This window comes from Pseudomonas sp. AC242 (assembly GCF_979258655.1).
This window is the reverse complement of the sequence record NZ_OZ409873.1, coordinates 4,283,109-4,300,408: the sequence shown is the minus strand read 5'-3', so window position 1 is coordinate 4,300,408 and position 17,300 is coordinate 4,283,109. Positions and strand designations below refer to the sequence as shown.

Annotated in this window: 17 protein-coding genes; 9 read left to right on the top strand and 8 right to left on the bottom strand. The window is 60.1% G+C overall.

The features are described 5' to 3' along the window. Nucleotides 1-29: 29 nt before the first annotated feature. The 3 genes from ACZZ0A_RS19260 to ACZZ0A_RS19250 form a co-directional block, all read right to left on the bottom strand. A complete protein-coding gene (locus ACZZ0A_RS19260) occupies nucleotides 30-626 on the bottom strand; it encodes a superoxide dismutase (RefSeq protein ID WP_007918933.1) in 597 nt (198 codons plus the stop codon). Nucleotides 627-802: 176 nt separating this feature from the next. Next, a complete protein-coding gene (locus ACZZ0A_RS19255; RefSeq protein ID WP_007918932.1) occupies nucleotides 803-1,405 on the bottom strand; it encodes a LysE/ArgO family amino acid transporter in 603 nt (200 codons plus the stop codon). A gap of 5 nt (nucleotides 1,406-1,410) precedes the next feature. Beyond that, nucleotides 1,411-1,812 carry an ACT domain-containing protein gene (locus tag ACZZ0A_RS19250; protein WP_463543603.1) on the bottom strand — a complete coding sequence of 134 codons (402 nt, stop codon included), beginning with the start codon at nucleotides 1,810-1,812 and terminating at the stop codon, nucleotides 1,411-1,413. Between the two features lie 96 nt (nucleotides 1,813-1,908). Here ACZZ0A_RS19250 and ACZZ0A_RS19245 point away from each other — a divergent pair, with 96 nt between their 5' ends. The 4 genes from ACZZ0A_RS19245 to ACZZ0A_RS19230 all read left to right on the top strand — a co-directional run bounded on the left by ACZZ0A_RS19245 (nucleotide 1,909) and on the right by ACZZ0A_RS19230 (nucleotide 5,848). After that, nucleotides 1,909-2,808, top strand: coding sequence for a LysR family transcriptional regulator ArgP (locus tag ACZZ0A_RS19245; RefSeq protein ID WP_463543602.1), 900 nt, complete (start codon nucleotides 1,909-1,911; stop codon nucleotides 2,806-2,808). Between the two features lie 97 nt (nucleotides 2,809-2,905). Continuing rightward, nucleotides 2,906-3,898, top strand: coding sequence for an NAD-dependent epimerase/dehydratase family protein (locus ACZZ0A_RS19240; RefSeq protein ID WP_007918926.1), 993 nt, complete (start codon nucleotides 2,906-2,908; stop codon nucleotides 3,896-3,898). 116 nt (nucleotides 3,899-4,014) lie between these two features. Next, entirely contained in the window at nucleotides 4,015-4,869 is an 855-nt protein-coding gene (locus tag ACZZ0A_RS19235; protein WP_007918924.1) for a hypothetical protein, read from the top strand. A gap of 130 nt (nucleotides 4,870-4,999) precedes the next feature. Then, nucleotides 5,000-5,848: a cache domain-containing protein gene (locus ACZZ0A_RS19230; protein WP_414917074.1), complete on the top strand. Its 849-nt coding sequence runs from the start codon at nucleotides 5,000-5,002 to the stop codon at nucleotides 5,846-5,848. A gap of 129 nt (nucleotides 5,849-5,977) precedes the next feature. Here the strand turns inward: ACZZ0A_RS19230 and ACZZ0A_RS19225 are convergent, their stop codons facing one another. Both ACZZ0A_RS19225 and pobA read right to left on the bottom strand, forming a co-directional pair. After that, nucleotides 5,978-7,495, bottom strand: coding sequence for an MDR family MFS transporter (locus ACZZ0A_RS19225; RefSeq protein ID WP_463543601.1), 1,518 nt, complete (start codon nucleotides 7,493-7,495; stop codon nucleotides 5,978-5,980). 79 nt (nucleotides 7,496-7,574) lie between these two features. Continuing rightward, on the bottom strand, nucleotides 7,575-8,759 hold the full coding sequence (pobA, locus tag ACZZ0A_RS19220) for a 4-hydroxybenzoate 3-monooxygenase (protein ID WP_463544106.1): 1,185 nt from the start codon (nucleotides 8,757-8,759) through the stop codon (nucleotides 7,575-7,577). Between the two features lie 186 nt (nucleotides 8,760-8,945). Between pobA and ACZZ0A_RS19215 the strand changes: the two genes are divergently transcribed. Then, on the top strand, nucleotides 8,946-9,830 hold the full coding sequence (locus tag ACZZ0A_RS19215; RefSeq protein WP_095112312.1) for a helix-turn-helix domain-containing protein: 885 nt from the start codon (nucleotides 8,946-8,948) through the stop codon (nucleotides 9,828-9,830). Nucleotides 9,831-9,901: 71 nt separating this feature from the next. Here ACZZ0A_RS19215 and ACZZ0A_RS19210 read toward each other — a convergent pair whose 3' ends face one another. Next, nucleotides 9,902-10,078, bottom strand: coding sequence for a hypothetical protein (locus ACZZ0A_RS19210; protein ID WP_007912636.1), 177 nt, complete (start codon nucleotides 10,076-10,078; stop codon nucleotides 9,902-9,904). Between the two features lie 130 nt (nucleotides 10,079-10,208). Beyond that, the gene (locus ACZZ0A_RS19205; protein ID WP_463543600.1) at nucleotides 10,209-11,114 is read right to left on the bottom strand and encodes a LysR family transcriptional regulator; all 906 of its coding nucleotides are present in this window, start codon (nucleotides 11,112-11,114) and stop codon (nucleotides 10,209-10,211) included. 114 nt (nucleotides 11,115-11,228) lie between these two features. On the opposite strand from ACZZ0A_RS19205, the gene ACZZ0A_RS19200 reads away from it, so the two are divergent. Further along, nucleotides 11,229-12,107: an MBL fold metallo-hydrolase gene (locus ACZZ0A_RS19200; RefSeq protein WP_007912632.1), complete on the top strand. Its 879-nt coding sequence runs from the start codon at nucleotides 11,229-11,231 to the stop codon at nucleotides 12,105-12,107. A 46-nt stretch (nucleotides 12,108-12,153) separates the two neighbouring features. After that, nucleotides 12,154-12,768: an NAD(P)-dependent oxidoreductase gene (locus ACZZ0A_RS19195; protein WP_007912631.1), complete on the top strand. Its 615-nt coding sequence runs from the start codon at nucleotides 12,154-12,156 to the stop codon at nucleotides 12,766-12,768. Nucleotides 12,769-12,978: 210 nt separating this feature from the next. Here the strand turns inward: ACZZ0A_RS19195 and ACZZ0A_RS19190 are convergent, their stop codons facing one another. Beyond that, the gene (locus tag ACZZ0A_RS19190; RefSeq protein ID WP_007912629.1) at nucleotides 12,979-13,860 is read right to left on the bottom strand and encodes a LysR substrate-binding domain-containing protein; all 882 of its coding nucleotides are present in this window, start codon (nucleotides 13,858-13,860) and stop codon (nucleotides 12,979-12,981) included. 226 nt (nucleotides 13,861-14,086) lie between these two features. Between ACZZ0A_RS19190 and ACZZ0A_RS19185 the strand changes: the two genes are divergently transcribed. Together ACZZ0A_RS19185 and ACZZ0A_RS19180 are read left to right on the top strand one after the other, a co-directional pair. Next, nucleotides 14,087-15,724 carry a 5-guanidino-2-oxopentanoate decarboxylase gene (locus ACZZ0A_RS19185; protein ID WP_463543599.1) on the top strand — a complete coding sequence of 546 codons (1,638 nt, stop codon included), beginning with the start codon at nucleotides 14,087-14,089 and terminating at the stop codon, nucleotides 15,722-15,724. Continuing rightward, nucleotides 15,724-17,172, top strand: coding sequence for an aldehyde dehydrogenase family protein (locus tag ACZZ0A_RS19180; protein ID WP_463544105.1), 1,449 nt, complete (start codon nucleotides 15,724-15,726; stop codon nucleotides 17,170-17,172). The genes ACZZ0A_RS19185 and ACZZ0A_RS19180 overlap by 1 nt, the downstream gene beginning before the upstream one ends. The last annotated feature ends 128 nt before the right edge of the window (nucleotides 17,173-17,300 follow it).

Genomic DNA, 17,300 nt, shown 5'->3' with positions numbered 1-17,300 from the left:
AAAAGCCGGGTTTTTGACTGGCGCGCAGCTTAAGCGGTGAAGGTTTTGCCTTCGAACTGCTCAGCAACGAACTTCCAGTTGACCAGGTTCCAGAACGCTTCGACATACTTCGGACGAACGTTGCGGTAGTCGATGTAGTAAGCGTGTTCCCAGACGTCGCAGGTCAGCAGCGGGGTGTCGCCGCTGGTCAGCGGGTTGCCGGCGCCGATGGTGCTGGCCAGGGCCAGGGAACCGTCAGCCTTTTTCACCAGCCAGCCCCAGCCGGAACCGAAGGTGCCGATCGAGGTTTTGCTGAACTCTTCCTTGAACTTGTCGAACGAACCGAAGGCTGCGTTGATGGCTTCAGCCAGCGCGCCGGTTGGTTGACCGCCGGCGTTTGGCGCCAGGCAGTTCCAGTAGAAAGTGTGGTTCCAGACCTGAGCGGCGTTGTTGAAGATACCGCCCGAGGAAGTCTTGACGATTTCTTCCAGGGTCTTGCCTTCGAACTCGGTGCCTGGCACCAGGTTGTTCAGGTTCACGACATAGGTGTTGTGGTGCTTGTCGTGGTGGTATTCCAGGGTTTCCTTGGAAATGTGCGGCTGCAGGGCATCGTGTGCGTAAGGCAGCGGCGGCAATTCGAAAGCCATGATGATTCTCCTAATCAGGTCTGTTGCGGTGAGCGCAAGGCCGATCACGGGCGGCCAGAAATGCACCGGCGAGTTTTTACTCTTTGCGGCGCAGGGTTTCGATCATAGCACCGGGGTTGCGGCATAACCACGCAACAACTGTGTGGGATAGAGGTTCCAGAGCTGTTTGGAATAAATCAGCTCGCGAGAACTAGTTGCCCGGCAACCGTGAACATCATCAACGCCACTACCAGATCAAGGATCCGCCAGGTACTCGGACGTGCCAGCCACGGCGCCAGCCATGCCGCACCCAGCGCCAAGGTGAAAAACCACAGCAGCGAAGCGCTCGCCGCCCCCACTACATAAGCCCCTGGCACTGATTGCTGTGCGCCGAGCGAGCCAATCAACAACACCGTATCCAGATAAACGTGCGGGTTGAGCAGCGTGACCGCCAAAGCGCTGAGCATCACCGCCCGCAGCGAACGCACCGTCTGGTTCTCACCCTGCTCCAGGCTCTGTTTCGAACAGGCCCGGCGCAACGCCTGGCTGCCGTACCAGATCAAAAACGTCGCACCACCCCAGCGGGCGATCGCCAACAGCGTCGGGTTTTGCGCCAGAACTGTCGCCAGCCCGAACACCCCGGCCGCCACCAGCAGTGCATCACACACCACGCACAGCGCCGCCACCGGCAAATGATGTTCACGTCGCAGGCTTTGCGCCAATACAAACGCGTTCTGCGTGCCGATCGCCATGATCAGCCCGAACGCCACCAGCAGGCCGTTCACATAGCTTTGCCACATGAGATTTACTCCGCGTTGGCTGCGAGATCGCGCAGCACTTGCATGGCGCGTTCGGCGTCGGCCTGGCCGACAAACAAATGGTCGTGGTAGTAACCGGCGATCACGTTGCAACTGATCCCGGCCTTGCCCAGTGCTGGGGCAAACGCGGCGGTGAGGCCAACGGCTTCCAGCGCCGAATGCACGTTCAAGGTGATCCACGCGGCGACATAGCCGAAGCTGAAGCCGGCCTGTTCGGCATGGGCGCGTTGCAGAATCACGGTCAGGCCTTCCTTTTCACGGAAGCTGCCGACAATCTCCAGACCGCTCGGCAACACACCGTCGCGCAGGGTGCAGAACACGTATTCGCCGGCGTTGAGTTGCGGGCTCATGCTGCGCAACAACGTCGAGAGTGAAGTTTCGCCAGCCATCAGTGTGGTCCTTGAGAAAGAGTGCTTGCTGGCTATTCTCCGGTCGAAACCTGTATAAGAAAAACCAATAGTGCTGATCGCTCATTAGGAAAACTGATGTTCGACTATAAATTGCTTTCTGCTCTGGCCGCCGTGGTCGAGCAGGCCGGTTTTGAACGGGCCGCGCAGGTGCTCGGATTGTCGCAATCGGCGATTTCGCAGCGGATCAAGCTGCTCGAAGCGCGGGTCGGCCAACCGGTGCTGATTCGCGGGACGCCACCGTCACCGACCGAAATTGGCCGGCGCCTGCTCAACCATGTGCAACAGGTACGTTTGCTTGAACGCGACCTGCAAACGCTGGTCCCGGCGCTGGATGAAGAGGGCCTGCCGGAACGTCTGCGCATCGCGTTGAATGCCGACAGCCTCGCCACCTGGTGGGCCGAAGCGGTAGGCGATTTTTGTGCCGAACAACATTTGCTGCTCGATCTGATCGTCGAAGACCAGACCGTCGGCCTCAAACGCATGCGCGCCGGCGAAGTCGCCGCGTGCCTTTGCGCCAGCGAACGGCCGGTGGCCGGTGCGCGCAGTGTGTTGCTCGGCGCCATGCGTTATCGCGCGCTGGCCAGCCCGGTGTTCATCGAACGGCATTTCCCTGATGGCGTACGCGCCGAACAATTGCCGCGCACCCCGGCGCTGGTGTTCGGGCCTGACGATTTTCTCCAGCATCGCTATCTCGCTTCGCTGGGCGTGGATGGCGGATTCGAACACCATTTGTGCCCATCCTCGGAAGGTTTTATCCGCCTGACCGAAGTCGGACTGGGCTGGGGCCTGGTGCCGGAACTGCAAGTGCGCGAACAATTGCAACGCGGGTTATTGCGCGAACTGTTGCCAGATAAACCGATCGACGTGCCCTTGTACTGGCATCATTGGCGCAATGGCGGTCAGCTGCTGGGTTTGCTGACCGAGCAATTGGTGCGTTCATCGGCGCAATGGCTGGTGCCCTGGAAGCAGCCATGAGCGTCAAGCTGCAAGCGGCAAGTTAAAGCGCTTGCACACTGTTTTAATTTTGCAGCTCGAAGCTTGAAGCTCGCAGCTGGTTTCATTGGAGCTTTGCATGAAAATTCTGGTCACCGGCGCAAGCGGCTTCATTGGCGGACGCTTTGCGCGTTTCGCCCTGGAGCAGGGCCTGGACGTGCGGGTCAACGGTCGCCGGGCCGAGAGCGTCGAGCATCTGGTGCGCCGTGGTGCCGAGTTTGTCCCCGGCGATCTGACCGATGCCGATCTGGTTCGTGAGCTGTGTTCCGATGTTGAAGCCGTGGTGCACTGCGCTGGCGCTGTTGGACTGTGGGGACGCTATCAAGAATTCCATCAAGGTAACGTGCAGGTCACCGAAAACGTCGTCGAAGCCTGTCTGAAGCAGCGCGTCCGGCGTCTGGTGCATCTGTCGTCGCCATCGATCTATTTCGATGGCCGCGATCATTTCAACCTGACCGAAGAGCAAGTGCCCAAGCGCTTCAAACATCACTACGCCGCAACCAAGTACCTGGCCGAACAAAAGGTCTTTGGCGCGCAGGAATTCGGCCTGGAAACCATCGCCCTGCGCCCGCGTTTCGTCACCGGCGCCGGCGACATGAGCATCTTCCCGCGCCTGCTCAACATGCAGCGCAAGGGCCGCCTGGCGATCATCGGCAATGGCCTGAACAAGGTCGATTTCACCAGTGTGCACAACCTCAACGAAGCGCTGCTCAGCAGTTTGCTGGCCGCCGGTTCCGCGCTGGGCAAGGCCTACAACATCAGCAACGGCGCGCCGGTGCCGTTGTGGGATGTGGTCAATTACGTGATGCGCAAGATGGAGGTGCCGCAGGTCACCAAGTACCGTTCGTATGGTCTGGCCTACAGCGTCGCGGCGCTCAACGAAGGGGCGTGCAAGCTCTGGCCCGGACGTCCGGAGCCAACCCTGTCTCGCCTGGGCATGCAGGTGATGAAAAAAAATTTCACCCTCGACATCAGCCGCGCCCGGCATTATCTGGACTACGATCCGAAAGTCAGCCTGTGGTCGGCGCTGGATGAGTTCTGTGCGTGGTGGAAAGCTCAGGACATCCGTTGAAACGATTCGGCCGGGCGGCAATGAACCGTGTAGCCGCTTGGGGGTCAATCCCTGCGGTTGCGGCGGTTATACTTCGCAGCATTTAGCCATCACCGCGTTTCACAAAGGTTGCCTCAATGTCCATGCGTAATGATGCCCACGACGATTTCGATGATGTCCCGAGCCTGCGTGCCGACACCTTCGACGACGATGACATTCCAACCACCGCCCGCACCTCCGTGCACTCGCGCACGCCACCGGTGGTCAAGGTCAAAGCCGCGAGCACCGGGCCGTTGTGGGCCTTGGTCGGCGCATTGTTTTTCGCCTTCGTCGGTCTGGCTTGGTGGAGCTTTCAGCAGATTTCGCTGATGGAGCAGCAACTGGTCGCGACCCAGGAAAGCTTTGCGCGGATCAGCGAAGAAGCGGCCGGACGTCTGCAGGACATTTCCGGTAAGGTCGTCGCCAGCCAGTCCAACGTCACCAGCGACAGCGAAGCCCTCAAGCTGCAAATCAAACAGCTCGAAGGCAAGCTGCTCGATCAGAGCAAACAGCAGCAAGGCGTAGCGGGGCAGGCCAGCGATCTGGACAAACGCCTGGCACAGATGACCGCGCAGACCACCGAACAGCAGAACGCCAACACCCAGTTGCAAGCGCAGGTCAAAGCCTTGACTGCGGAACTGGCGACGCTGAAAAGCACACCGGCCGACACCAGCAAGGTCGACACGCAGTTGAAGGCCTTCGATGCACAGTTCAAAAGCCTTGGCGCCGATATTGCTGCACTGAAAAAGCAGGGCAATCCAAGCGCGGCGATCGATCGTCTTGAGCAGGAAATCGTCGTGCTCAAAAGCGAACAGGACAATCGCCCGGCGGCACCGCAGGGTGGCGGCAATACCGCCGAGTTCGACGCCTTCCGTGGGCAGATGACCCGCAACATCAACACCCTTCAGGCGCAGATTCAGAATTTGCAGCAGCAGATCAACGCCCGCCCGTAAGGCCTGAACAACGCTGGTGGGGCTTGCCTCACCAGCGTATCCGCGACACGTTCAGAAACCGTCTGAATATCCATACATCACCCCAAGCCGTCTACGCTCTTGAAACACCAACAAGAACGAGGGATGCGCTATGGGGTTTTTGCATAAAGTGGCCTGGCTCGGCGTGATGTTACTGGCCGGTTTCGGCCAGGCCAGCGCCGCCACGACCGCCAAGGATGACAGTCAGGCCGCCATCGCCTTGCTGGAAAAAGCCCTGGCCTATTACCACGACAACGGCGACAAGGCGTTCGCCGCGTTCAGCCGTCAGGGCGAGTTTGTCGATAAGGATCGCTATGTATTCGTGGTCGATACCAAGGGCGTGATGCTTGCCAGTGGCGGACCTTCGTCGGCGTTGATCGGTCGGGACGTCAGCGAAGTACTCGGCCCGGATTTGCAGAAAACCTTCAAGGACGCGTTGAAAGTGCCGGAAGGTAATGGCATTCAGCAGGCCGAATACCGTTGGCAGAACTGGTCGGACGGCAAGGTCGAGCGCAAGCATGTGTATTACCAGCGCATTGGTCAGCGAATTCTGGCGGTCGGTTACTACTTGCCGCGAGCGTCACCGGCGCAGGCCAAGGCATTGCTCGACAAAGCGGCGACTGATCTGGGCAAAGACGAGAAGGCCACGCTGACGGCGATCAACTCGCTCAAGGGCGGCTATTTGCAGGATGACTTGTACGTGTTTGTGGTCGATCTGAACACCCAGCGCTACGTCGCCCACGGCACTAATCTGCGCTTGATCAACACCGACTTCGGCAAGGTCAAGGATCCGGAAGGCAAACCGGTGGGCGAGCCGATTCTGGCGCTGATCGGCAAGCAGGATGAGGGTGAATATGAATACCGCTGGAAAAACCCGGTAACCGGCAAGGTCGAGGACAAGCATGCCTACCTGAAGAAGGCCGGGCATTTCCTTGTCGCCGTGGGTTACTACAGCCCTTGAAGGATGATCGTTCCCACGCTCCGCGTGGGAATGCAGCCCGGGACGCTCTGCGTCCCATCCAAAGCCGAACGCAGAGCGTCCGTTGCAGGCATTCCCACGCAGAGCGTGGGAATGATCAAGGGGAGAAAGTTATTTGGCGCCGTGTTCGCGTCCGCGCAGCAGGTTGTTGGGCATCGCAATCGCCGCCGCCAAACCCAGCAACGACACCGCCGCACTCACCCACAACAAATGCCTAAACGTCACCAGCAGTTCTGCGCGCAAGGCGTTCTGCGCATCCCCCGGCGCGGCGTTCAAACCATCGAGCAGAACGTTGCCCGAATGCCCTTCGCTCATCAGCGAACTGCTCGCCAGATGGGCGAAATTCGAATCCTGCAGCAACGCCAGCAACAGTGCCGACATCAACGCCACGCCCACTGCGCCGCCGAGAGAGCGAAACAGGTTGGTGGTGCTGGTGGCTACGCCGATGTCGCGTTGTTGCACCGAATTTTGTGTACCGACCAACGAGGTTGGGAACTGCATGCCGCTGGAAATACCACAGAGCAACATGAACAGTGCGCTGAGCAGCGTCGCCTCCGGTGGGCTGAATGCCATGCCGAGAATCGCGATCGGCATCAGCAGAGCGCCGCTCAGAATCTGTGGTTTGTATCGCCCGGTGATCGACGTGCGCCGGCCAGCGAAAAATGCACCAATCGGCAACCCCATTGCCAACGGCAACAAGTGCAAAGCGGCGCTGTCAGCCCCGGCACCGGTGACGCTCTGAAAGCGCAGCGGCATCAGCACGATGAGCGAAATCGCCTGGAAACTGGTAAAGAAAATCGTGCACCAGCACAGCAGGGCGTTGCGGTTGGCGAACAGGTGCATCGGCAGCAACGGTTCCTTGGTCCGACGCTCATGCCAGACAAACACCGCCAACACCACCACCGCACAAGCGAACAGGCCAAGCACTTCACCGCTGCGCCACGAATGACCCTGACCAACCTGAGTAATGCCCAGCAGCAGGGCAGTGAGGCCGATGATCATCAGCACGGTGCCGAGGTAGTCGATGATTGGTTTGCGCTGGGGAATCGGCAGTCCGCGCAAGTTGCGCCGCGCCACCCACCAGGCACCGAGGCCCAGCGGCAGGTTGATCAGAAATACCCAGCGCCATGACAGGTACTCGGTCATGTAACCACCGAGTACCGGGCCGGCGACACTGGCCACCGCGTACATACTGCTGAAGTAACCCTGATAACGCCCACGCTCACGCGGCGGCACGATGTCGCCGATGATCGCCTGACTCACCGAGATCATCCCGCCGGCGCCGATGCCCTGAAGGATTCGCGCCAGCACCAGTTGCTCCATGCTCTGCGCCATGCCACAAAACAGCGAGGCGAGGGTGAACAGGCCCATGCCGAACAGCATCAGTTTGCGCCGTCCGTACAAGTCCCCGAGCTTGCCGTAGATCGGCACCGCCACCGTCATCGCGACCATGTACCCGGAAATCACCCAGGCGAGCAGGCTGACATCCTTGAACTGAGCAGAGATGGCCGGCATCGACACGGCGACGATGGTCTGGTCCAGCGCGCCGAGAAAGATCGCCATCATCAGCGCGACCAGCACGCTGCGAATGGCCGGTTTGGGCGTTTCGGGGTGATTGAGATTGGTCACGGGCAAAACCTGCGGGCAGTGAGAGTCCCGCAGATCGTCAGGCGAGCGGGGATGCTCGCCAGTGTAAGTCGGTAGCAGGCTATTCGATAGCCTCGTAAGGAAGTCCGACGTAATTTTCTGCAATGGTTTTTCGCCCCGCTTCTGAACTGACAAAGTAGTCCAGTTCCGAGGCGCTGATGCGCTGGCTGAAAGCGTCGTGATCATCGAAACGGTGCAGCATCGAGGTCATCCACCAGGAAAAACGTTCCGCTTTCCAGACGCGGCGCAGGCAGATTTCCGAGTACTTCTCGAGCAGATCGGTGCGCCCGTCGCGGTAAACCTTCAGCAGAATATTGAACAGCGTGCTGACGTCACTCGCCGCCAGATTCAAACCCTTGGCGCCAGTGGGCGGGACGATGTGCGCGGCGTCACCGACTAGAAACATCCGCCCGTATTGCATCGGCTCCACGACAAAACTGCGCAGAGGCGCGATGCTTTTTTCGATCGAAGGGCCGGTAACCAGTTTCTCGGCAAGCTCTACTGGCAGACGATTTTTCAATTCATCCCAAAAGCGCTGATCGCTCCAGTCATCGACGTTTTCATCCGCCGGTACTTGCAGGTAATAACGAGTGCGCGCTGCCGAACGCATGCTGCACAAGGCAAAGCCGCGTTCGTGGCGGGCGTAGACCAACTCGTCATGCACCGGCGGCGTGTCAGCCAGAATCCCCAGCCAGCCAAACGGATAAACCCGCTCGAAGACTTTCAGACTATCGGCCGGAATCGACTGCCGCGCGACGCCGTGGAAACCGTCGCAACCGGCGATGTAATCGCAATCGACGCGAAAGATTTCACCGTCCTTTTCAAAGGTGACAAAAGCTTCATCGCTTTTCATGCCGTGAGGAACGACATCGCGCGCCTGGTAAATCGTCGGCGCGCCAGCCTCCCGACGAGCGGCCATCAGGTCGCGAGTCACTTCGGTCTGGCCGTAGATCATCACCGTCTTGCCGCCGGTCAGCGCGTGCAGATCGATGTGCACCTGACGCCCGTCCAGCGCCAGATCGAAACCGCCATGCACCAGTCCTTCGGCGTCCATCCGCCGACTCACGCCAGCCTGACGCAACAGCTCTACCATGCCCTTTTCGAGCACACCGGCGCGGATGCGCCCGAGCACGTAATCGGGGGTCTGACGTTCAAGAATGAGGGTGTCGATGCCAGCGTTGTGCAACAACTGGCCGAGGAGCAGTCCGGACGGACCGGCGCCAATAATGGCGACTTGGGTTTTCAGCGTTTTCATTGTTTTTATGACTCGCAAGCTTCACGCGGCCAAGACCGGTGAATGATTTTTATGGATCGAGTGCTTGCATTTTTCCCTTGCGGGTCTGTCAATTGAAGGTGAAAACTGAGCCGATACCTGTACATTCTGCCAATCGGTGCGATTATCGCCCACAACCCCGAGGCCTGGATTGAAGTGATGAACAAGCCTGAGCTGCCTTCGATTCCAGTGTTCAAGCTCTACGGTGAAAGCCTGGACTGGCCGACCCCTGACTTGCTGCACTGTGAAACCATTTCCTCCCGCAGTCGCGAACATGAGTGGGAAATCAAACCCCACCGCCATGCTGATTTGTGCCAATTACTCTTCGTCTTCAAAGGTCAGGCAGAGCTTGAGATCGAAGGGCAACGCACGCAACTCCAAACCCCGGCCATTCAAGTGCTGCCACCGCTGTCGGTGCACGGCTTTCGTTTTTCCGAAGACGTCGAAGGGTTCATCGTTACCCTCGCCACACCGCTGATCAACCACTTGCAGGCGCAACTGGGCGATTCGGTACATGCGCTGGCCAGCGCAGAACACTATCCGGCCGGCCACGACGGCGATTACCTCAACAGTCTGTTCTCGGCGCTGCAGGCCGAGTACAACGGCCACCAACCGGCGCGGGAAATGCTCATGCATTCGCTGGTCAGCGTGATCATGGTCTGGGTCAGCCGTCAGGCAATCGTGCGGCACAAAGCCAGTCAGCGGCCGCAACGTCAGCGCGAATACCTCAATGGCTTCATACAGTTGGTGGAGGAGACTTACCGCCAGCACGTGAAGGTCGAGGACCTGGCGCATCGCCTGGGGATTTCGGTGTCGCACCTCAATGGCACGTGTCGAGAACTGGCGGGGCAACCGGCCTTGCAGATCATGCATGAACGGCAGTTGCTGGAGGCCAAGCGCTTGCTGACCTACACCAGCATGACGATTTACGAGATGTCGGAGTTGTTGGGTTTTTCCGATCCGACCAACTTCACGCGGCTGTTTCGGCGGCGGGTGGGGATATCGCCAAAGGCTTTCCGCGACAGCCTGAAGGCCGAGCATTAATCTCATAAACGCCGCAAAAACCTGTGGGAGCTGGCAAGCCAGCTCCCACAGGTAATGAGTCAACCTCAGGCTCAGCGCAATGCGTTCAGCGTGGCATTGTGTGGAATACAGCGCTCGAAGTTGCAGCTCGCGTACTCGCGCGGCAACTGTCGCAGCTGTTCGACCCGCCAGGCAGCGGTGCCGTACAGCGCCAGCGTGGCGGCGCAGGTGATGAAAATCGCGACGTACCTTCTTGTTTTGATGTTCATGGCGTAGACCTCTGAACGACATACCCTGCGGTATTACTTTCAGCATAGGTCAGCGGTGGGGAGTTGCCAGCGAGTGCGCTTGAGCTTGTAACTGGCCATTCAGCATATCGATAGCCACAGTGGATCGGGTTTACAGTCCGATATCCCATTCGGGGTTTTCGGGAAATCTGAGCACCAGAAAATCCAGCATGCTGCGCAGCGCCGCCGGCATGTGTTTGCGCGAGGCATATACAGCGTAGATGCTCATCTGTCGCGGCTCCGCATGGGGCAGCAGTCGCACCAGTTCACCGCTGTGAATATGCACCCCGGCCTGATAGGTCGGCAGCATCGCCACCCCTGCGCCAGCCAATGTTGCGCGCAATAACGTACTGGCTTCGTTGGCGCTGATATTACCCTGCACCGGCACCGAAACCGGTTCGCCATCCTCCTCGAAATGCCACAGGCTTTTGCCGAAATACGAGTGCGTCAGGCAGTTGTGTCGACTCAGTTCCTCGACCCGCAGAGGCGCCGGCTGTTCTTGCAGATACGCCGGCGTGGCGCAGACCACCGAACGACAAACGGTCAGGCGTCGGGCAATCAGGTTGGGATCGAGATCGTTACTGGTACGAATCGCCAGATCGATGCGCTCATCCACCAGATTCACCGTGCGATCGAGCATTTGCAGGTCGATGCTGACTCCGGGGTAGCGTTTGACGTAAGCGGCTACGGCATCGGCCAGTTGTGCCTGGCCAAACGAGGTACTGACGCTGATCCTTAGCAGCCCGCGCGGTGCGTCGTGGGGTTCGCTGACGGCGGCCTGCATGTCGGTCGACAGTTCGATCATCTGTCGGCAACGCGGCAGAATTTCACTGCCGGCAGCGGTCAGGCTCAACTTGCGCGTGGTGCGGTGCATCAGACGTGCGCCGACCCAGTCCTCAAGCTCCGCCAGATAACGTGAAACCACCGGCCGCGACAGGTCCAGATGATCGGCTGCGGCCGACTGGCTGCCCAGATCCACCACGGTGACAAACACCCGCATTGCTTGGAGACGATCCATGATTTGCCCGCTTTCAGAAACAAACTATGTTCAAGCATCGCATTTTTTGTACTGAGTCAGGCAACTAAGCTCTGTTCCATCGCCAAACACGGCATTCGGACACCGGAGCAACAGATGATCGGCTTCACCACACTCAAACGCGTTCTGCTCGCCACCGCTTCCCTGGGTTTCGCCGCGCATGCCGCGGCTGCCAACCTGACCCTCGACGTCTATAACCCAGGTACAAATGCGATTTTCCCGGTGACCTCGGTACTGGTCAGCGGCGAGAAAGACGCGATCCTCGTCGATGCCCAGTTCGGCAAATCCCAGGCTGAACAGGTCGTGGAAAAGATCCGCGCCAGCGGCAAACACCTGACCACTATCTACATCAGCCACGGTGACCCGGATTACTACTTCGGTCTCGATACCCTGACTAAAGCATTCCCGGAAGCCAAGGTAGTGGCCTCGCAGCCGACGGTTGATCACATCAACCAAACCGTCGCCGGCAAACTGGCCTTCTGGGGGCCGAAAATGGGCGCCGACGTTCCGGCGAAAACCATCGTACCGGGCGTGCTCAAGGGCGACAGCCTGATGCTCGAAGGGCAGAAGTTGCAGGTGGTCGGCCTTGAGGGCAAACAGCCGGATCGCAGCTTTGTGTGGATTCCGTCGCTCAAGGCCGTGGTCGGTGGCGTCGTCGTTGCCGAGAACATTCACGTATGGATGGCCGATACCCAGAGCGCGCAATCCCACGCCGATTGGCTGGAAACATTGCACGCGATCGAAACCCTCAAGCCGAACACCGTGGTGCCAGGCCATTACCTCGGCAACAGCAGCCGTTCGCTGGCCAGCGTGAAATTCACCGCCGACTACATTAAGGCGTTCGACGCGGAAACCGCCAAGGCCAAAGACTCCACCGCACTGATCAAGGCGATGAAAAAACGCTACCCGAAACTGGGTGAGGAAAGCTCGCTGGAGCTGAGCGCGAAAGTCGCCAAGGGCGAAATGCAGTGGTAAGCCGATTCTGAAAAACGCAGCACTCTCAAGCCAACTGGAGAATGTCATGAGCAAGATCGCAATCATTGGTGCCACCGGCCGCGCCGGTAGCCAATTGCTGGAAGAAGCCCTGCGTCGTGGCCATAGCGTGACCGCTATCGCCCGCGACACCTCGAAGATCGGCGCCCGCGCCGGTGTGGTCAGCAAGAATGTCGATGTGCTGGATTCCGCAGCGCTGCAAGACGTGGTGGCCGGTCATGATGTGGTGATCACCGCCGCGCATTTCGCCACCGTCCCTGCGGCGGCGATTGTCGAACCAGTGAAGCAGGCGGGCGTGCAGCGCTTGCTGGTGGTCGGCGGTGCTGGTTCGTTGTTGCTGCCGGACGACACTCGGGTGATCGACAGTGCGGGTTTTCCGGCGGAGTACAAAGCTGAAGCCAGTGCCGGTGCGGCGTTTCTTGAGGCGTTGCGTCAGGAGCAAACGCTGGACTGGACCTTTCTGTCGCCGTCGGCGGAGTTTGTTGAAGGTGAGCGCACGGGGAGTTTCCGTGTCGGCCAGGATCACTTGCTGGTGAGCGCTGAAGGGCGTAGCTGGATCACTTTTGCTGATTACGCGATTGCGTTGATCGACGAGGTGGAAACGCCGAAGCATTCGCGTCAGCGGTTTACCGTCGGGTACTGAGTGAATCCTTGCCCCTCACCCCAGCCCTCTCCCGAGGGAGAGGGCTGGGGTGAGGTGTCTGGCGTTGTACATCGACCTGAGTGATCGAGTCGATTATGGATTCAACGCAGTAATTTCACGTCGGCGTATTTCTAGAGCATCCCCTAATCAGTCCCCTCTCCCTCTGGGCGGTCCGACGTTTCGGGAGGGTTAGGGTGAGGGGAAATAGCCTCACCGCAAATGCGCCTGCTCAACCAGCCAGATCATCAATTCCTCCAACTGCGGCGAAGGCTCGGTTCCCGCAGGCACCACCACGTAATACGCCAGCCCCGTCTTCACCTTCAACGCAAACGGCATCACCAGCCGTCCCGCGCGCAAGTCATCACCAATCAACGACCAGTCTCCAATCGCCACCCCCGTGCCATGCGACGCCATCGACATCGCCTGATCCAGCGTTTCGAAATGCTGGCCCAGGTTCACGTTGTTCAATTGCAACTCGGCCGCTGTCAGCCAGACCTTCCAGTCCTGAGTGTCGGAAGTCGGATGCAGCAACAAGTGCTGTTGCAGATCCGCCGGCTCGAACAACGCTGGCGGGCCTTTCAACAGTGCCGGTGAACAGACCGGGGTCAGTTGCTCATCGAACAGGTGCAGGGCAGTCGAGGAGTTGTCCGGCGGCGTTCCATAGATCACCGCCGCGTCAAATTGCTCGCGCTGAAAGTCCACGCCATGGGCCAGGGTGGTGGTCAGTTTGACCGGCACATCCGGGCGTTCCTTTTGCCATTGCAGCAGGCGTGGCACCAGCCAGCGCATCACACAACTGGGGGCCTTGAGTTGCAGGGTTTCGCGCTTGAGACCGATCTGCTCGGTGGCCTCAGTGATCAGACCGAAAACCTTCTCCACTCGCGGCAACCATTCCCTTCCTTCAGCCGTCAGCTCCAGCCCTCGGGCCAGGCGGATGAACAATTCATACCCCAGATGATCTTCCAGTCCGGCGATCTGCCGGCTCACCGCGCCCTGGGTGATGTGCAACTGCTCGGCGGCCCGGGTGAAGTTGCAGCACTGCGCGGTGATCAGAAACGTATGCAGGGCGGGCAGGGGGGGCAGTCGTTTCATGTGGATCCAAGGTATGACGTGAGGACATGGCTAGTATGACTTTTAATCGATTGTTGCCGCTACCTGCCGACCGTTCAATGAGCCCATGAAGGGCCCTCTGTAGGAGTGAGCCTGCTCGCGATAGCGGTGAGTCAGTCACCGCAGTGTTGAATGTGAAGACGCTATCGCGAGCAGGCTCACTCCTACAGAAAGGCCCTGTGTTTTTAGCTGACAAAAGGGCAATGACATGGCGACGTGTGGCGAAGTACTGGTCAAGTTACTCGAAGATTACGGGGTCGAGCAGGTGTTCGGCATTCCCGGCGTGCACACCGTGGAGTTGTATCGCGGGCTGGCCCGTTCGAGCATCAACCATGTCACCCCACGACATGAGCAGGGCGCCGGTTTCATGGCCGACGGTTATGCGCGCACCAGCGGTAAACCGGGGGTGTGCTTCATCATTACCGGCCCGGGCATGACCAACATCACCACCGCCATGGGCCAGGCTTACGCCGATTCGATTCCGATGCTGGTGATCTCCAGCGTGCAGAGCCGCAACCAGTTGGGCGGTGGGCGCGGCAAGCTGCATGAGTTGCCGAACCAGAGCGCACTGGTCGCTGGCGTCGCGGCGTTCTCCCACACGCTGATGTCGGCGTCGGAGTTGCCGGGCGTGCTCGCTCGCGCATTCGCCTTGTTCCAGGCCGGCCGTCCGCGTCCGGTGCACATCGAAATCCCGCTGGACGTGCTGGTAGAAGAGGCCGATGACTTGCTCGCCAGCGTTCCGGTCAACATCGACCGCGCCGGTGCTGCCCCCGCTGCCGTGAGCCGTATGAGCGAGTTGCTCGCCGGCGCTCAGCGTCCCTTGATCCTCGCCGGTGGCGGTGCGATCGATGCCGCTGCCGAACTCACCGAACTGGCCGAACTGCTCGATGCACCGGTGGCGCTGACCATCAATGCCAAGGGCATGTTGCCGTCGACGCATCCGCTGCTGATCGGTTCGACGCAAAGCCTGGTCGCCACCCGCGCGCTGGTCGCCGACGCCGATGTGGTGCTGGCGATCGGCACCGAACTGGCCGAAACCGATTACGACGTGACCTTCGCCGGTGGTTTCGAGATTCCCGGCAAACTGCTGCGCATTGATATCGATGCCGACCAGACCGTGCGTCACTATCCGCCACACGTGGCATTGGTTGCCGATTCACGCAATGCCGCGCAGGCGCTGCTCAGCGCCTTGTCGCACAAAGCGCTGGCTGAGCGCCGCAACGATTGGGGCCAGGTGCGCGCCGCGCGTCTGCGTGAAGATCTCGCCGCAACCTGGGATGCCCCGACCCTGGCGCAAACCCGCTTCCTCGAAGCCGTGCTGCATGAATTGCCCGACGCGGTGTTCGTCGGCGACTCCACGCAACCGGTGTACACCGGCAATCTCACGTTCAATCCGGAGCGTCCGCGCCGCTGGTTCAACTCGTCGACCGGTTACGGCACCCTCGGCTATGCGTTGCCGGCCGCGATTGGCGCATGGCTCGGTGGCCAACTCGACAACGGCGCGCGCCCACCGGTGGTGTGCCTGATCGGCGACGGCGGTTTGCAATTCACCCTGCCGGAACTGGCCAGCGCCGTCGAAGCGCGCACGCCGGTGATTGTCCTGTTGTGGAATAACCAGGGCTACGAAGAGATCAAGAAATACATGGTCAACCGCGCCATCGAACCGGTTGGCGTCGATATCTACACCCCGGACTTTATCGGTGTGGCCAAGGCCCTCGGTTGCGCTGCCGAAGCGATCAGCTCGGTGGAACAACTGCGCAGTGCGCTACGTGCGGCGACCGATCGCCAAGGCCCGACCGTGATTGAAATCGACCAGCACCAGTGGATGCAGGCGGTGGCCCAATGATCAGTTTCCCAACCACACTCGACGGCCTCTATATCAACGGCCAATGGTCGGCCGGCCGCGAACATCTGCGCGTGATCAACCCGGCCACCGAGGCGTTGCTGACCACGGTCAATGGCGGTGACGAGCACGCGGTCGAGCAAGCGGTCGCCGCTGCCACTGCCGCGTTCAAGGATTGGTCACAAACCAGCGGTGCCGAGCGCGGCGCAATCCTGCGCAACATCGCCAATGGCGTGCGCAACGGTCGCGATCACTTGATGAACCTGCAGTCGAGCAACAACGGTAAACCGCAGTTCGAAGCGGCCATCGACGTCGATGACGTGATCGCCACGTTCGAGTACTACGCCGAACTCGCCGAAGGCCTCGACGCCAGACAGGACAGCAACGTGCCGCTGCCCAGCGATGATTTCAGCGCCCGCCTGCGCCGCGAGCCGTGCGGTGTGGTCGGGCTGATCGTGCCGTGGAATTTCCCGATGGTCACCACCGCGTGGAAACTCGCCCCGGCGCTGGCCGCCGGGTGCTGCGTGGTGCTGAAGCCATCGGAAGTCACGCCGCTGCCAGAGCTGGAGCTGGCGGCGATCATCGCCGAAGCCGGCCTGCCCACAGGCGTGTTCAACGTCGTTTGCGGTACTGGTCTGGCGGTCGGTGCACCACTGTCGGCGGATCCGCGCATCGCCAAGATTTCCTTCACCGGTAGCAACGCCGTCGGTGTCCAGGTGATGCAGCGCGCCGCTGAAACGGTGAAGGGCGTGAGTCTGGAGCTGGGCGGCAAATCTTCGCTGCTGGTGCTCGAAGATGCTGATCTGGAACTGGCGGTCGGGCTGGCTTGCGGCGGCGGTTTCTTCAATGCCGGACAGATGTGCTCGGCCACCAGCCGCGTATTGGTCGCCGATGAGCTGGCAGACGAATTCCTCGAACGTTTGCACAAGCGTGCGCAAGCAATTCGCGTCGCCGACCCGTTCGACCCGGACGTGGAGATGGGCGCACTGGTCAATCAGGCGCAATACCAGCGTGTGCTTGGTCACATCGACCGTGGTTTCAGTGCTGGCGCGAAGCTGCTTTGCGGCGGCAATCGTCCGGCAGATTTGCCGCGCGGCTATTTTTTGCAGCCAACCGTGTTCACCGACGTGCCCCTCGACAGTGCGCTGTGGTGCGAAGAGATTTTTGGCCCGGTGCTGTGCGTGCGCCGTTTCAGCAGCGAAGCCGAGGCAATTGCCTTGGCCAACGACAGCCAATTCGGCCTGGTCGCCAGTGTGGTGACGCGAAACGCCGAGACCGCCGAGCGGGTCGCCAACGCCCTGCAGGCGGGGCTGGTGTGGCTCAACGCACCGCAAGTGATCTTCCCGCAAACGGCGTGGGGTGGTTACAAGCAGAGCAGTATCGGCCGCGAGTTGGGGCCATGGGGCCTGGCCGCTTTTCAGGAAATCAAACACGTGATCCGGGCGCTCTGAACGCCCGAAAAAGGTGAGCGCATGCCTCGCAACGAGGCATGCGTCGGCGTCATGGCTTCAATGAGTTTTTATCGATAGTCAGGTGTTTTGCACGACCTCAGGATGAACCCGTCGGCAGCGCTAAAGCC

What these genes read in the sequence shown, in the direction of transcription:
- ACZZ0A_RS19205 (WP_463543600.1), bottom strand. Translation starts at nt 11,114, where the DNA reads ATGGATCGTCTCCAAGCAATGCGGGTGTTTGTCACCGTGGTGGATCTG.
- ACZZ0A_RS19190 (WP_007912629.1), bottom strand. Translation starts at nt 13,860, where the DNA reads ATGAAACGACTGCCCCCCCTGCCCGCCCTGCATACGTTTCTGATCACC.
- ACZZ0A_RS19250 (WP_463543603.1), bottom strand. Translation starts at nt 1,812, where the DNA reads ATGGCTGGCGAAACTTCACTCTCGACGTTGTTGCGCAGCATGAGCCCG.
- ACZZ0A_RS19195 (WP_007912631.1), top strand. Translation starts at nt 12,154, where the DNA reads ATGAGCAAGATCGCAATCATTGGTGCCACCGGCCGCGCCGGTAGCCAA.
- ACZZ0A_RS19255 (WP_007918932.1), bottom strand. Translation starts at nt 1,405, where the DNA reads ATGTGGCAAAGCTATGTGAACGGCCTGCTGGTGGCGTTCGGGCTGATC.
- ACZZ0A_RS19260 (WP_007918933.1), bottom strand. Translation starts at nt 626, where the DNA reads ATGGCTTTCGAATTGCCGCCGCTGCCTTACGCACACGATGCCCTGCAG.
- ACZZ0A_RS19215 (WP_095112312.1), top strand. Translation starts at nt 8,946, where the DNA reads ATGAACAAGCCTGAGCTGCCTTCGATTCCAGTGTTCAAGCTCTACGGT.
- ACZZ0A_RS19230 (WP_414917074.1), top strand. Translation starts at nt 5,000, where the DNA reads ATGGGGTTTTTGCATAAAGTGGCCTGGCTCGGCGTGATGTTACTGGCC.
- ACZZ0A_RS19240 (WP_007918926.1), top strand. Translation starts at nt 2,906, where the DNA reads ATGAAAATTCTGGTCACCGGCGCAAGCGGCTTCATTGGCGGACGCTTT.
- ACZZ0A_RS19200 (WP_007912632.1), top strand. Translation starts at nt 11,229, where the DNA reads ATGATCGGCTTCACCACACTCAAACGCGTTCTGCTCGCCACCGCTTCC.
- ACZZ0A_RS19245 (WP_463543602.1), top strand. Translation starts at nt 1,909, where the DNA reads ATGTTCGACTATAAATTGCTTTCTGCTCTGGCCGCCGTGGTCGAGCAG.
- ACZZ0A_RS19210 (WP_007912636.1), bottom strand. Translation starts at nt 10,078, where the DNA reads ATGAACATCAAAACAAGAAGGTACGTCGCGATTTTCATCACCTGCGCC.
- ACZZ0A_RS19185 (WP_463543599.1), top strand. Translation starts at nt 14,087, where the DNA reads ATGGCGACGTGTGGCGAAGTACTGGTCAAGTTACTCGAAGATTACGGG.
- ACZZ0A_RS19235 (WP_007918924.1), top strand. Translation starts at nt 4,015, where the DNA reads ATGTCCATGCGTAATGATGCCCACGACGATTTCGATGATGTCCCGAGC.